16 protein-coding genes are annotated in these 13,434 nt (G+C 66.6%); 9 read left to right on the top strand and 7 right to left on the bottom strand.

The annotated features are described in order from the left end of the window. Positions 1-105 precede the first annotated feature (105 nt). Positions 106-576, bottom strand: a complete 471-nt coding sequence (locus EV647_RS32550; RefSeq protein ID WP_134009809.1) for a helix-turn-helix domain-containing protein — start codon at positions 574-576, stop codon at positions 106-108. A gap of 105 nt (positions 577-681) precedes the next feature. Between EV647_RS32550 and EV647_RS32545 the strand changes: the two genes are divergently transcribed. Together EV647_RS32545 and EV647_RS32540 are read left to right on the top strand one after the other, a co-directional pair. Continuing rightward, entirely contained in the window at positions 682-1,908 is a 1,227-nt protein-coding gene (locus tag EV647_RS32545; RefSeq protein WP_134009807.1) for an MFS transporter, read from the top strand. Between the two features lie 1,075 nt (positions 1,909-2,983). Beyond that, positions 2,984-3,211: a thioesterase family protein gene (locus tag EV647_RS32540; RefSeq protein ID WP_134009805.1), complete on the top strand. Its 228-nt coding sequence runs from the start codon at positions 2,984-2,986 to the stop codon at positions 3,209-3,211. A gap of 231 nt (positions 3,212-3,442) precedes the next feature. On the opposite strand, the gene EV647_RS32535 is transcribed toward EV647_RS32540, so the two are convergent. The 5 genes from EV647_RS32535 to EV647_RS32515 all read right to left on the bottom strand — a co-directional run bounded on the left by EV647_RS32535 (position 3,443) and on the right by EV647_RS32515 (position 7,549). After that, the gene (locus tag EV647_RS32535; protein WP_134009803.1) at positions 3,443-3,904 is read right to left on the bottom strand and encodes a hypothetical protein; all 462 of its coding nucleotides are present in this window, start codon (positions 3,902-3,904) and stop codon (positions 3,443-3,445) included. A gap of 307 nt (positions 3,905-4,211) precedes the next feature. Further along, positions 4,212-5,111 (bottom strand): YihY/virulence factor BrkB family protein, encoded by a 900-nt coding sequence (locus EV647_RS32530; protein ID WP_134009801.1) that lies wholly within the window; start codon positions 5,109-5,111, stop codon positions 4,212-4,214. A 24-nt stretch (positions 5,112-5,135) separates the two neighbouring features. Further along, positions 5,136-6,389, bottom strand: coding sequence for an AI-2E family transporter (locus EV647_RS32525; RefSeq protein WP_166679760.1), 1,254 nt, complete (start codon positions 6,387-6,389; stop codon positions 5,136-5,138). A 501-nt stretch (positions 6,390-6,890) separates the two neighbouring features. Then, positions 6,891-7,085 carry a hypothetical protein gene (locus tag EV647_RS32520; protein WP_134009797.1) on the bottom strand — a complete coding sequence of 65 codons (195 nt, stop codon included), beginning with the start codon at positions 7,083-7,085 and terminating at the stop codon, positions 6,891-6,893. Then, a complete protein-coding gene (locus EV647_RS32515; RefSeq protein WP_134009795.1) occupies positions 7,073-7,549 on the bottom strand; it encodes a hypothetical protein in 477 nt (158 codons plus the stop codon). The genes EV647_RS32520 and EV647_RS32515 overlap by 13 nt, the downstream gene beginning before the upstream one ends. A 78-nt stretch (positions 7,550-7,627) precedes the next feature. Here EV647_RS32515 and EV647_RS32510 point away from each other — a divergent pair, with 78 nt between their 5' ends. The 4 genes from EV647_RS32510 to EV647_RS32495 all read left to right on the top strand — a co-directional run bounded on the left by EV647_RS32510 (position 7,628) and on the right by EV647_RS32495 (position 9,608). Further along, complete coding sequence (locus EV647_RS32510) at positions 7,628-7,813, top strand: hypothetical protein (protein ID WP_134009793.1); 186 nt, start codon at positions 7,628-7,630, stop codon at positions 7,811-7,813. Between the two features lie 148 nt (positions 7,814-7,961). Further along, positions 7,962-8,303: an alpha/beta hydrolase gene (locus EV647_RS32505; protein ID WP_134009791.1), complete on the top strand. Its 342-nt coding sequence runs from the start codon at positions 7,962-7,964 to the stop codon at positions 8,301-8,303. A 46-nt stretch (positions 8,304-8,349) separates the two neighbouring features. Next, positions 8,350-8,952, top strand: coding sequence for a histidine phosphatase family protein (locus EV647_RS32500; RefSeq protein WP_134009789.1), 603 nt, complete (start codon positions 8,350-8,352; stop codon positions 8,950-8,952). Next, positions 8,949-9,608 (top strand): histidine phosphatase family protein, encoded by a 660-nt coding sequence (locus tag EV647_RS32495; protein WP_134009787.1) that lies wholly within the window; start codon positions 8,949-8,951, stop codon positions 9,606-9,608. Before EV647_RS32500 ends, EV647_RS32495 begins: the two co-directional genes overlap by 4 nt. On the opposite strand, the gene EV647_RS32490 is transcribed toward EV647_RS32495, so the two are convergent. Continuing rightward, positions 9,598-10,251, bottom strand: a complete 654-nt coding sequence (locus tag EV647_RS32490) for a hypothetical protein (protein ID WP_134009785.1) — start codon at positions 10,249-10,251, stop codon at positions 9,598-9,600. The genes EV647_RS32495 and EV647_RS32490 overlap by 11 nt on opposite strands. Positions 10,252-10,543: 292 nt before the next feature. Between EV647_RS32490 and EV647_RS32485 the strand changes: the two genes are divergently transcribed. The 3 genes from EV647_RS32485 to EV647_RS32475 all read left to right on the top strand — a co-directional run bounded on the left by EV647_RS32485 (position 10,544) and on the right by EV647_RS32475 (position 13,428). Continuing rightward, on the top strand, positions 10,544-11,437 hold the full coding sequence (locus EV647_RS32485) for a CPBP family intramembrane glutamic endopeptidase (RefSeq protein ID WP_238177499.1): 894 nt from the start codon (positions 10,544-10,546) through the stop codon (positions 11,435-11,437). 795 nt (positions 11,438-12,232) lie between these two features. Continuing rightward, a complete protein-coding gene (locus tag EV647_RS32480; protein ID WP_134009780.1) occupies positions 12,233-12,448 on the top strand; it encodes a hypothetical protein in 216 nt (71 codons plus the stop codon). Positions 12,449-12,549: 101 nt separating this feature from the next. Continuing rightward, positions 12,550-13,428 carry a site-specific integrase gene (locus tag EV647_RS32475; RefSeq protein WP_166680478.1) on the top strand — a complete coding sequence of 293 codons (879 nt, stop codon included), beginning with the start codon at positions 12,550-12,552 and terminating at the stop codon, positions 13,426-13,428. Positions 13,429-13,434: the final 6 nt, after the last annotated feature.

Raw genomic sequence — 13,434 nt, 5'->3', positions numbered from 1 at the left:
AGCGGGCCCTGTCCGGCAGTCGTCCCCGGTCAGGCAGTTCAAGACAAGTCGGACCCCAGGCGCTCACGCCACTGACGTACCGACCACGAGTCAGGCGGCGCAGCGTCAGGGGCCGGCGAGTTCACGATCGGGGGTACGACGGGCGACCAACCGCTGCGCGTTCACCTGGTCGCCGTCCCCCGTCACGAACGCCAATCGCACCGGCGCTCCGGAGTCCTCGACAACAAACGCCGGTGAAGTCCCGTCCGGACGCGGCCGGCACGTCCTTGCCCAATCGCTGAGCGCGGCGATCACCAGGTTGAGACTGCGGCCGGTCTCGGTCAGAACGTACTCGTCCCGCGCCCGCGCGCCTTCTTCCCGATACGTACGACGGGTCAGCAGACCCTCGTCGATCAGGAACGTGAGCCGCTGGGTCAGCAGATTCGGGGCGATGCCAAGTGCCTCGCGGAACTCCTGGAACCGGGTCGATCCCGCGATCAGCGCTTCGCGCAGGATCAGCAGCGTCCAGCGGTCGCCAAGCACTTCGAGGCTGCGCGCGATCGAGCAGGTCGAGTCCTTGCCTAGCGACTTTGGCATGTCGTCCCGCCTTTCGAGCTGAGTTATGAAACTATACCCAGAAGATGCTAGGTTCAGAAAATCAACTCAGCTAGGCGGCGGTCTGCCGCAGCACTTGGAGGATCCGTGCGATCGCTCAGTGAGCGCGCCAGTTTCTGGACAGCCGGCGCGGTCGTCGCGCTGGCGCTGTGGACCAGCGCGTGCCCGACGATGATCTACCCGCTCTATCAGGCCGACTGGGGCGTCACGTCGACCACCGTGGCCTGGATCTTCGCCGCCTATCCGATCGCACTGATCCCTGTCCTTGTCATCTTCGGAAACCTGTCCGACCACATCGGCCGGCGGGCGGCGATACTGCTGGGCCTGGCCGCCGAACTTGTGGGCGTAGTGCTGTTCGTCCTGGCCAGGGACGTCACCCTGTTGCTGGTCGGTCGCGCCTTCATGGGGCTCGGCGTCGGCCTGTCACTCAGCCCGGCGAGCGTGGCCATGGTCGAGTTCAGCGCAGCCGGCGCCGACAAGCGCGCCGGCGCGATCGGCACCGCCGTCTCCGCCTCAGGCATCGCACTCGCGATGCTGGTCGGCGGCGGGTTGTCGCAATACGCGCCGTACCCGCTCCGCCTGACCTTCGTCGTGCTGGCGCTGATGATCCTTGTCGTCGTCTTCTTCGCCCTCAGGTTGCCGCGGCACACACCCGACGAGGCGCGATCGCGCTGGCGGATCCGCGCGATCGTCATCCCGCGCGGCAACCGCGGGATTTTCGCGGCCGGCTCGATCGCGTTCGCCTCGTCGTTCATGCTCGGATCGCTGGTGCTTCCGCTCGGCGCCAAGATCGCTCATCAACTCGCGCGTTCGGACAACGCCCTACTCACCGGTGCACTGCTGTCCGTCTTCGCTATCTCGATCTCGGCCACCGCCTTGCTGGCCAAGAGACTGGACCTGTGGACCGCCGTGATCGTTGGCGCCGTCTTCTCATCCGGCGCGGTGTGGCTGTTCGTCGTCACCGGTACGACGCACTCGATCGTGGTCTTCTTCCTCGCCTCGGCCTGTGCCGGAATCGGATACTCCTTCGACTTCGCCGGCGGGCTGACCATCCTGAACCGGTACGCCGCGCCACACCACCGCGCGAGCATGGTCTCCGGCGGTTACCTGCTCGGCTACATCTCCCAGGGCATCGGCGCTCCGGCCCTGGGTGCGATCGTCACCGCCAATGGACTGATGACCGCGCTGGTCAACGGCGCGATCGCGTTCAGCGTGGTCTTCGGCATCTCACTGATCGGCGCCTCGGTCGTCCGCAGGTCTCTGCGCGAGGCGGCTCCACAGGAACGCGCCCTCGAGACCGCCTCCACCGACTGATTCGCCACCTCACATCGCGAAAGCCAACCGGCCTACTCGAAAACAGTTCAGTAGAGAGCGTTCACCGAACTCGCAGAAACAGGACTCGTCGTTGCCCAGCTCCTCCACTCCTCACGGCTGGAAACCCACCCGCGCCACCGGCTCGACCAGTTCAGTGAAGGTAACGGCCCCACTTCACCACATACCGTGACCCGCCCTGCATCGCCCCGGGCCGGGGATCTGATCGACCGATCTCGCCAGCGCCACCTCGCCCGGCCCGCCAGCTCGGCCGGGATCCGCACCTGCGCGGTCTCAGTCCGACGACGCGCGGGACTCATCGCTACTCCAGCCGCGCCAGCCCGTCCAACGCGGCCACACAACAATCCGCGGGCTTGTCATCGGCAGCGGCACGGCGCGGCCGACGACGACGAGCTCACCGATGTACAGGCCGGCGATCACGACGTCGGGGTGGCTGATCGGTCCGAGGACTCCGCCGACGCTCCACCGAGTGGGTCGAGGTGTTGCCCGCCGCGATGAGGGTCGAAGGACTCGTCGTCAAAGGCGCAGCCTCGCGCTACACGCCGGGCCGCCGCGACGCCCGGGTCAAGGTGAAGCACCGCGAAACCCGCGAGGTCGCCTCGTTACCAGCCCGCGAAGGCCCGAGCCAAGGGCGGCCGAGCGTCCCGCCTCCTACGCCGCGTTCGACTTGGTCACGGTGAGCGGCGTCGACCTGCGCACGCAGCGCTGGATCGTCCGTCGGCAACGGCTCGAGCAGCTGTCCAAGGGTTGGATCCCGCCTCTGCAGCTGACACCTGTCACCGAGGCGGCTTGGAACAGAGTTGATCAGGGCACACGGCGACGCCGGAACACTGCTCGATCCCACCGGGCTGATCCGGTCTGTCGTCCCATCGCCGGCTCGGGCGAGCCGGCCGCCTCGACGAAGCCCTCGCCGCAGCCAAACAAAGCACTGCCATCCGCCGGCAACTCGCCGACGCGAACCCCACCGCCCACTTGCCCTACCTTGCTGGAACGCTGAACAACCTAGGCATCCTGCTAGCCGAAGACAGTCGCAGCGCAGAGTCCCCAGCAGCAGCAGATGATGGATGTTGCCCGGAACAACCAGTTCCGCGATCTCGGCATGTTCCCGGTCGCCCGCGCGAAATGCTGGGCGCCGGTGATCGTGGCGTCGACCATGAAGTACCGCCGGTCCTGGCAGCTATTCGACCGGTTCGAGATCACCACCCAGATCCTGGGCTGGGACGAGCGAGTCTTCTATCAGGAGCAGGTGTTCACGCGGGTGAGAAATTTTACGCCCGCGGGCTAGGTGTCCGCTGTCGCTGGTCCATGGCGGCATCATCCAGCCCGGCAGTGACGAGTACCGGGTAGGGGAGAAGGTTCGCAGCGGCGGCCACATGCGGCCCTCGCGCCCGCCCAGGTTCCGGAGCAGCGTCGAGGATCATGAATCCTGGCAGGGGACGAGGCCAGATCGGCGGAGGCAGAACCACGTTGGTCGCCCACGTGCTCGGCGCTGCTGATGGATCGGGCCGAGACGGATCTAGTTCAGCAGAGCGACCAGCCGGGCGAGCGGCTTGAGGAGCTCTCTGCGGTCTGTCAAGCGCCGCGGGCCGACCCAGAGCTGGGGGTCCGGCTCGAATTCATCCAAGAGTGCGGCTAATGCATCCAGCCGTCGGCGCTGATCCGGATCGACCACGGCGACCCGGTCGCGCGGCGTCAGCGCAAGGTTCATGGCTCGGAGAGCCGCCGCGAGAGTCTCCGTTTCGGACTGCGAAATCCACACCGCCCGCAGGGGACTCCGCTCCCGGCCCGCTGCGAACAGCCGGGGCCGGGTGCTGTAGCGGGGTTCGACCGCCGGTACGGCGCATGCGTCCAGCGCGTCCCGCCGTACTGCCGCTGTCCGTTGCAACGCAGCCAACGCATGGCCTTCGGTCGAGTACTGCGGGTAGCAACCGCTCGCTCGTTTCGCCGCGTCCCAGGGTCTCCAGCAGATTCTCGGCACGTCGGTACAGCACCGTGACCTCCCGGTCGTCGGGCACCAACCGCCAGTTCATCCCCGATCTCCAGTCCGATCGAGTGACTAGTGGCGGCGGCCTCGGCGCCAGGCTCGGTAGCGAGCGAGGATCAGCATCTCGTTCATCCGGGTCTCGATCGACATGCTGCCTCGCGACTGCGGCGAGGGGACCTGCGTCGGCGTCGCGGTGGCTGGGTGCCGCTGGAGACGCCTGAAGTGTCGTCGATGCATGGCCGTCCCCTCCTCGGGCAGGCGAAGGTCTCCCTTCCAGTTTGCGCCGCGATCCGCTTGCTCGTCACCTCCGAGATTCGCTCCGCATCTGCGCGTTCGCCTCGGCGCCGAGGAGGATGGCGAGTGCGGTGAGGTAGAAGAACAGCAGTGCGGCGATCGGGGCGCTGATCGGGCCGTAGATGTTGACGGTGTCGAAGGCGTAGCGCAGATAGAGCCGTACGGCGGCTGCACCTGCGAGCCAAATGGCAGTGGCGACCGCGGCGCCGGGCAGGTGATCGCGCCATCTCGCGCGCAGCGGTACCGCGTAATGGTAGAAGGTGACCAGCGCCGCCAGGGACAAGACGAGCAGGCTGGGCCAGTAGGCGAGCTGGAGCACGGTCTGCGCCAGATCGTGGCCGGTCGGCGGGAGGACCTGGATCAGGGTTTGTGGACCGACGAGCAGCAGCGGCAGCAGGACGACTCCGATCACCACGCCGGCCAGATACATGCCGAGCGCCAGGACCCGGCTGTGCGCCGCACCGCGCTCGCTGCGCTGCCCGTAGGCGATGGCGATCGCGTTCACGTAGCTCGCTGTCGCAGTCGAGCCGGCCCACAGCGCAAGCAAGAACCCGGCCGATGCGACGTCAGCGCGCCCATTGGTGAGCACCTCGTCGACCAGAGGCCGGACAAGACTGTTCACGGTCGCAGGAGTGAGAGCTTGCGACGCGATCTCAATGAGTCGCGGTTCGATCTCCGTCCCGAGATCCACGCCGAACGCGCTCCCCAGGTAGCCGACCAGGCCGAGCAGACACAGCGCCAGCGGCGGCAGCGACAGCAGCATCCAGAAGCCGATCTCCGCCGCCATCCCGAGCACCCGGTGTCCCCACGCGCTCTGCACCGCGGCGCCGATCACCGCACCCGCCCGTGCCGGGGCTGCGGTCAGTCGTTGCCGCCATCGCATGCTGTCGCGGTTGTCTGTTGCCACCAGGCGACCCTCCGAACCAATGCGCTACGAGCGCGGTGTGCGGGGTTCGCCGGATGACCGATCGTCGGCCGAGCCGCGGTGGACGCGGTCGCGCAGCCGGGGCACCAACTGCCGCAGGCCGGGCAGGCGGCCGTGATGGGCGGCGGTCTTGTGAGCTCGTGGGGCGCCCGCAGAGATCGTGGGTGCCAGTGGGCGAGCTCGCAGCGTGGCAGCGCTCGGCGTACCCCACGGCTCTAGCATCAGATGGTGCCGCAGATAGAGAACTGTCTCGCGTGCGATGGCAGCCAGCGGCAGCGCGACCAGCGCTCCGGCGATGCCGTGCAGGTGCCCACCGAGCAGCAATGCGAACATCACCAGCAACGGGTTGATACGCAGGCTGTGGCTGAAAACCTGCGGCGCGACGATATGCCCTTCCAGCTGTTGCAGCACGACGAACAGCAGCAGCAGCCACAAAGCCGTCCACAGATCGCCCTGGAACAACGCCACCAGAATCGCGGGCGCCGCACCCAGAACCGGCCCCAGGTAAGGAATCAACTCCATCAGGCCGTAGAACACACCGAAGAACACCGCGTACGTCTTGCCGGACGGGAAGATGCCGAGAGCCCCGAACACCCACAAGGACACCCCGGCACTGAGCCCCATAATGAGGCTGAACGCAAGCTGCCCTCGGACGTAGCCCGAAACCGCCTGCTGCACCCGCGCCGGGTAGTCGTCGTCAACGGCATCGTCTCCGGACGGCATCACCTGCCGGGTCAGGGCACCGATCCGGCCCGCGTAGATCAGCATGTAGATCGTGACGACCAGCGTCAGAATGAGTACGAAACCAGCTTCGACGACTGTCGTGACCAGATCTCGGGTGAACGCGACGACGTCTCCCGAGCCACGCAGTACCGAGGCCTGCAACGTGTCCAGCGCGGTCTCGCCCGGGCGCTTGATCTGGATGCCGATCCCCCGCTGATCCAGCCACTGCTGCAGATTCGCCAACGATCCGTTGGCCGAGTCGATCAAACGGGGCAGATCGTCCTGGAACGCCGCCAACTGCACGGCAACCTGACGGACCAGCAACGCGACCGCGCCACCCATCACTACGAAGAAGCCGAGGAACACCAGGACGATGGCGATCCCGCGCGGAACGCGCGCCCGCTGCAACCCCACCACCAGCGGATTCACGATCAATGCCACAACGGCAGCAACCAGGAAGATCATCAACACCGGCGCCGCCGCACGCGCGAGCGCCGTCAACGCGAACAAGGCCACCGCCACCACGATCGCCTGCACCCACCGCGGCACGACCACCGGCTCGACAGCAACCGAATCGTGAGCCGGCGACGGCGCCGCAGGCGGCTCGGCATCGTCTGCAGGCATCGGGTCCGGACGCACGGCGTCAACCGAATCATCCGGGATCGCTGCCTCCTGAGCGTCGGCGCTGCGTCGCGCGGAAATCCCGGGTGCGTTGTCGTCGTCACTGCGTCCGGTCGTCATGCCCCGCCTCCCCTGCCGCCGTACCGCGGGGACCGCCGCCTCGGCCTCCGGTTCGCGGGCCCTGAGGCTGGCTGCTTAACCCCAGGACCCTCACGAACCGCTCACAAGTCCAGTACCCAGGCGCATCAGCAGGTTAACGAGAGCGTGGAACCTACTGGCGCCAAAGGAGAACGCCGTCGCCTTCGCCCGCTCCTCGAATGCCTCAGACAACCTTCTACCCGGCTGCCCGATCGTCACCATCCACGACCAGACGCGCCAGCCGCAACGGCCGGATCACGCGGCCTTCGAAGGGCTATGTCAGTGGTTGGCGCGGGCCGCGAGCAAGGTGAGGTTGCCTACGACGGCGATCGATTCGACGCCGTGGTCGGTCGACGCGACTCCCGGGACGCGAGGCAGGTCGACGCGGATCTTTGCCAGGGTCTCGGTCGGGGTCCAGGAGCCGGTTGTGAGGTCGACGTAGAAGGTCGCGTAGCCGGATGTCAGCGTGGCCACCTGCAGACTGGCTCGTCGCTCGGCGTCCTGCACCGGATACTCCTTGGTCGTGTGGAAGACGGCGACATTCGTGCCGATGGTGGGATTCTTGATCTGACCTCCACCGTGCCGAGCCTCGCAAGACCCAGGCCGAGCTCACCCACGTCGGGTGTGGTCAACCGCGGCGCCGCCTCCTGGGTGTCGGTCACGTCGTACGTGAGCTTGCCGTCGCTGATCTGTGGACTGCTCATGTAGTTGCGGGTCAGGGTCGCGAGCTCCGCGTCGGTGTCCCAGCGGACAGCGCCGCTCAGCCGCGGATCCGGCGACAGAAGTACGTAGTCGATCGCGCCGTCGACGATGCCGTCGTCGCCGGAGGCCGCTTGATCAGGCGGGTCGATGCGAAGCTGAATCGCGGTGCCGGTCCAGCTGGGCACGGTTGCCAGGTCGGCGACGTACTCGACGAAGCCGGCGGTTGTCGGACGCACGGTAAAGGTCACTTTCTTCGACTCTGTCCAGGTCGGATCCGCGGCGGTCCGGAAGTAGACCTGGCCGTAGGTCCCGTGGTGGCGTTGCGCAAGCCGATCTTCACGTACCTCAGCCGGCCCGCGTCGAGCGTGAGGTCCGGCGCGTTCACGATGCGCGCGTCCGGTCCGGACAACCGGTACTCCAGCACGTCGCCGGGCGCGGACACGGTCGCGTTGAAGCCCGCGGTCCAGCCGTCGAGGGACGTGTCGAAGTCCCAGAGGTGATGGTTCTCGCCGGGCGCGCCCAGCGCCTGCGTCGTGGAGGATCCGCGATAGATCAGTGCCGCACCGGTGTTGTTGATGTACTCCGGCGCAGTGAAGTCGCCGGTGATCGTGCCGACGTTGACGTTGCGCGAGCCGGCGAGGATCGAGACTGGCGACCGCCGCCACGGTCAAACCGTGCACCTTCTGGCCGTTCCGGCCGCTCGAGCCGGCCACGCCGATCGGACCGGGCAACGAGGCGCCGAGCATCCTCATGGTCCAGTCAGAACTCGACACCGCGACTCCAGCCTCCGGGGCGCGGCGCCTGCACCAACTGCTGCACAACTCCCGGCTGATCACCCTGGCCAACGCTCAGAAACACATCGTGTACCTGACCTACGGCAACCCCTGCGTCGATGCGACTGTCACGCGGTACCTGGTGACCGGACAACTCCCGGCCTCCGACATCACCTGCACCAACACGGTTTCCACATTCGGGACGGTAGGCCGCTGATGCAGGGCCACCGTGCTCCTGGGAGTCCGACCGAAAGGACGGACCGATGAGTGAACTGCTGTTGGTTCGCAACGGCGCTGTCGCCGCGCACGCCCATCACGTCCAGCTCGCGGCACAGCCTGACCTACCGCTGAACGACGCCGGCGAGGACCAAGCCCGCGCGCTCAGACCCTACCTGCGTAATCGCCGCTTCGGTCGCGTGCTGTCCAGCCCGCTCTCACAGGCGCGCCAGACCGCGGCGCTGGCCGGCCTTGAAGCCGAACCAGACGAGAACCTGATCGAGTGGTGCTCAGTCACCAGCAGCCAGACCACGTCGGCTAAGCCCGGACTGGGTGACCGCTGCGGAACGATCCGGTTCGATACGAGCGCACCGATCACTATGTCCGGCGAGGCTACTCACGCACCGACCGCGCGGGCGGATCACGTCCTCGCCGAGGCAGACACCGTGCTTGCCGACGGCAAAGATGTGGTGCTCGTAGCCAATGCCAACATGCTGCAGATCCTCGCCGCCCGGTGGCTCGGGTTGCCCGCCCTGGCGGCGCCCCGGCTGCCGCTGGCGACCGGATCCCTGAGCGTCCTGGGCAGTCGCCGCGACAACCGGGCTCTGCTCCTTTGGAACTTCCTCCCGCGCGCGTGGCCGCCGCTATGAATGCACTCGACGCACGCCGCCACAGCCAAGGGAGGCTCATTCTCGTCCGGCACGGTGAAACCGCGTGGAGCCGGACCGGCAGATACACCGGACGGACCGATCTCCCGTTGACTCGAGAAGGCGAGCGACAGGCTTCGACGCTCCACCCCTACCTAGCCGGCCGGGAGTACGGCGCAGTACTCACCAGCCCGCTGAGCCGCGCCAGGCGCACGGCGGCGCTGGCCGGGTTCACCGCCGAGGTCGAACAGAACCTCGTCGAGTGGGACTACGGTCCACTCGAGGGCCGCACCGAGCACGAGATCACCACCGCGGTCGGGCGATACTGGAGCATCTGGGATGCATCCGCGCCGGACGGGTTCGCACCCCGGGAACCTCTAGCCGAGGTCGCGACCCGCGCCGACCAGGCGCTCGGACGGGTACTTCCGGTCCTGGAGACCGGTAGCGACGTACTCGTCTTCGCACATGCACATCTGCTGCGTATCCTCGCCGCCCGTCTGCTCCAGCTGCCATCCAGGTCCGCCGCCAAGTTCGCCCTGTCGCCCGCATCGGCAAGCGTGTTCAGCTGCCGAGACGGCGACTGGGCAGTGGTCGGGTGGAACTTCACTCCGTGGCGATGCCACGAAGCCACCCGACCCCAACCGCTGCCTACACGCTGATCTGGCTGCGATGTCCGCGGACAGTGCCCACGAGCAGGACCAGGCCGGGAATACCGATGACGCCGCCGAGGGCCAGTGAGCCGATGCCGATCTCGAAGAGCCACGGAATTGTCAGTGCGTACCTCACTTCGGTGGTCAGGCCTGGCGAGGCGTCGTGGTTCATGATGACCACGCGGTAGTTCCCATTCGTCACATTCCAGGTCAGCTGTGGCGACCCGCCGTCGGCCGACGCCACCCAGAACGACTCGTTCCCGGGCGGCGGCGGGGTCGCGGTCCCCTGTGTGTCGGCGGCATGCAACTTGTAGGGCCACAGCTCCAGACCGCGCACAGTACGCACGGCAGCGCCGGACAGGTAGCTCTCGGCCGCGGCATCCGGCGTCACTCCGATGAACACGGGCTTATCGGCGGAGCGGACGTTGATCCGCAGGGTGAAGTCGCCGAACCCGTGGGGCACCGCGCCCGGCGAGATGTTGGCCGCACGGGCCACCAGCGCACGGCTGCCGGCCGTCACCGGGTGATACCCGGTCCGCATGGTGTCGTCGGGACCGGCAACCGCGCTCAGGATCGCCCCGCTGACGGCGAGACAGCCGCCGATCACAAGCATGGTCACGCCTAGGGCGGCCCGCAGGACCTTGTTGGTCATGTTCGTCTCCTCACGATTGTGATTGCGCGGCCGAACGAGCCGCGTCCAGACGATCTGCCGGAGCCTTGCACCTGCGTTGCGTGCGGGGCTTGCGCTGATGCGAACGCCGCACTTCCGACAGCTGGCCGTGCAAGTCGCCTGCAAACGCCGCCGCGAGGATCTGGACGTCAAGGATTTGGACGAGGTCACCAACGCCGACAGGGAAGGACCGACGATGGACACAGCAAGACGCGGTGCCGGCAGCGCCCGACAAAATCGCGGACAGGCACACCACAAGCAAGTCCCGTGGCGGATGGTCATCACGTTTGTCGTCCTGAGCTACGGAATCGCCTGGGCGTTCTGGGCACCGGTGTGGCCGGATGCGCTGCAAGCTCTGAAGACCTGGCGGACACCGACGAACTATGCCGGTGGTAGCTACGCCCCGCTGGGGATGTTCGCACCGGCGGCCGCGGCGCTCATCATGCGCCTGTTCATCAGCAAGGAAGGCTTGAGGGGGTCCCTCGGCCTCGTCCGGCCATGGCGCTACTACATGCTGGCCATCTTCGGACCGATCGTTCTGGTGAGCTCCACGATCGGGATCTCGGACGCCAGCGGCCTGAGCCAGTTCGACCCAGGCACCGAAAAGCCGTTCTGGTACGTCTTCGTGCTGCTTTTGGTGATCGGAACTCCGATCAGCACCGTGCTCGCCCTCGGTGAGGAATACGGATGGAGGGGCTATCTGCTCCCGAAACTGCTTCCGTTGGGCGAGGTCAAGGCGTCAGTCATCGTCGCTCTGATCTGGGCTCCGTGGCACCTGCCCCTGCTGCTGGTGGGACTGAACTATCCCGGCAAGAACCCGCTCGGCGTGCTGTTCTTCATGTCTGTCCTCGGCATCGGCCTGTCCCTCCTGCTCACCCGGCTGTACGTCGCTGCCGGATCGAGCGTTCTCATGGCCGCCATCCTCCACGGCAGCCTGAACTCCTTCTCGGACCGTCTCTCGGACAGCGCGCACCTGTCCGGCGACCCCTTCGTCGTCTCAGTGGGCGGCATGATCGGCATCGGCGTGATCGCGGTCGCCGTGATTCTCGTCTATCTGCGACGCCGAGCGGCCGGCTCCGACACTCCTCAGCCTGGGACCGGCGGAACTGTCGACTCGACTGCCAGGCACCAGGAGAGCCCTCACGACCAAGCGCCACCACAGCTGTGACCCGGGTACCGCCAGAACACATGCAGCCCCGACGCCTACCGAACAAGGCGACGAGAAGACAAATGCTCGGGCGGCTGCGAAAACGCCGCCTGCACCGCATCGCCCGCAACCACTGAATCGGCTCCCACGTAAGCTCGGCGCCTGACGGCCGATGCGGACGCGCTAGAGGCCCGGCTAATCGCTCAGACCAACGAACGGCATCACCAGCGCAGCTAGTGCCTTCGGAGGTGAGCATTCATAAGCGCTCGGCCGCCCGTTGCAAGCTGTCCCTCAGCGGAGGGGAGGAAGCTTTACGGCGCCGTCACAGAGTTCGAGGCGTGTGGTTAAGGTGCGTGTTCCTCCTCGGACGCGCACCTTGACCACACCGTCGGCCGATGAATGAGCGCCTCGTCGACAATCTGCACTACTTGGTGATGTATCAGCGAAGCCAGACGGCTGACCACTGACCGACAGTCCGCGGAGCTAGCCCAGGCCCAAGCCAGAGCGCCTTCTCGGCATGAGGTCGTGGGGTTCAGGCGCATGTTTATGCGTGGTTGCCTTCATAGGCGCCCACGTGGGCGTCCAGCTTCATTGCTGGCAGGCCAGGCCCCGATTCGGCGACAGCTCAGACGTTGAACCTGAAGGTTTGACCTGTCGACTGAAAGGTGCAAGGGCGATGGCTTACGCGAAGGATCTGTGGACTCATCCGGTGAAGCAGGCCGATGGCACGGTCGTGCGGGAGCGGAGCAAGAGGTGGGGGCGCGGGAAACGGTGGATGGCAGGCTGGCTGGATCCGGGGGGAACGAGCGGACGAAGGTGTTCAGCACCAAGGTGGCTGCCGAGCGGCATGGGGCGGCTATGGAGACAGATGGCGCGCGTGGGGAGTACATCGATCCGAATGCCGGCAAGGTGCCGTTCGAGGTGGTTGCCGACCGGTGGCTGAAGTCGCGGGTGGTGGATCCGGCAAGCGCGATCAGGTATGAGTCGTCGTTGCGGCGCATGTTGCGCCGGTCTTCGGGAAGCGGCAGTTGAGCAGTATCAAGCCGTCGGAGATTGCTGCCTGGATCGCTGACCTTGGTGCGCGATTCGGGTCGTCGACGGCTCGCACCGCATTCCTTGTCCTGCACGGGACGTTGGAACTCGCGGTCGACGACGAGGCGATCAAGCGGAACCCGGCCAAGGCCCGAGGCGTGAAAGTCCCGGCCGAGAAGGCCGGGAGGGTCGTCGCGTGGAGCGATGAGACCGTGTTCCGGATCGTCGAATGCCATCCACCCCTGTATCGGCCGATCGCGTCCGTCGGCGCGGCATGTGGATTGCGTCAAGGCGAGCTCTTCGGGCTTGCCGAGGAGGATATCGACTTCGACGCGATGGTCATCCATGTACGGCGACAGGTGAAGAAGCTAGGTAGGGCCTTCGTGTTCGCGCTGCCGAAGAACGACGCCGAGCGAACGGTGCCGATGTCCGAAGGAACCGCACGGACACTCCGAGAGCACATCGAAGCAACGAAGCCTCGGCCGTACACCCTGCCGTGGGAAAGGCTCGACGGAAAGCCTCTCGCGGTGAAACTTCTGTTCCGATGGACGGACGACAAGCACATCCTGGCTCGCACCTACGACGACCTTGTCTGGAAAGCGGCGCTCGCCCAGGCGGGCATGATTCCAATGCCGGGGAAGGACGCTCGCGGACGTCGGCAATACACGACCAGCCGCGACACCGGCATGCACGCGCTGCGCCACTACTACGCGAGCATCACTCTGGCCGACGGCGTCAACATCAAGGAACTCGCCGAGTACCTAGGTCACGGAGACCCAGGCTTCACTCTCCGGCTGTACACCCACATGCTTCCGTCCTCGCACGAGCGAGCGCGGAAGGCGGTGGACGCCCGACTGGCCCGACTCTTCTCCACTTTCTCCCACGGAACTGTCACGGAACAGGCCGCCGACCGCTCCCCCACTGCCCCTTGGGAGCCCGACGGCGGAACCTATACCGATGAGCCTGGAATCGGCCTCTGACCTGCG

The organism is Kribbella sp. VKM Ac-2566 (assembly GCF_004366005.1).
In the GTDB taxonomy this organism is placed as follows: domain Bacteria; phylum Actinomycetota; class Actinomycetes; order Propionibacteriales; family Kribbellaceae; genus Kribbella; species Kribbella pratensis.
The sequence above is the reverse complement of the archived record's forward strand: the minus strand, read 5'-3'. Positions and strand labels throughout refer to the sequence as shown.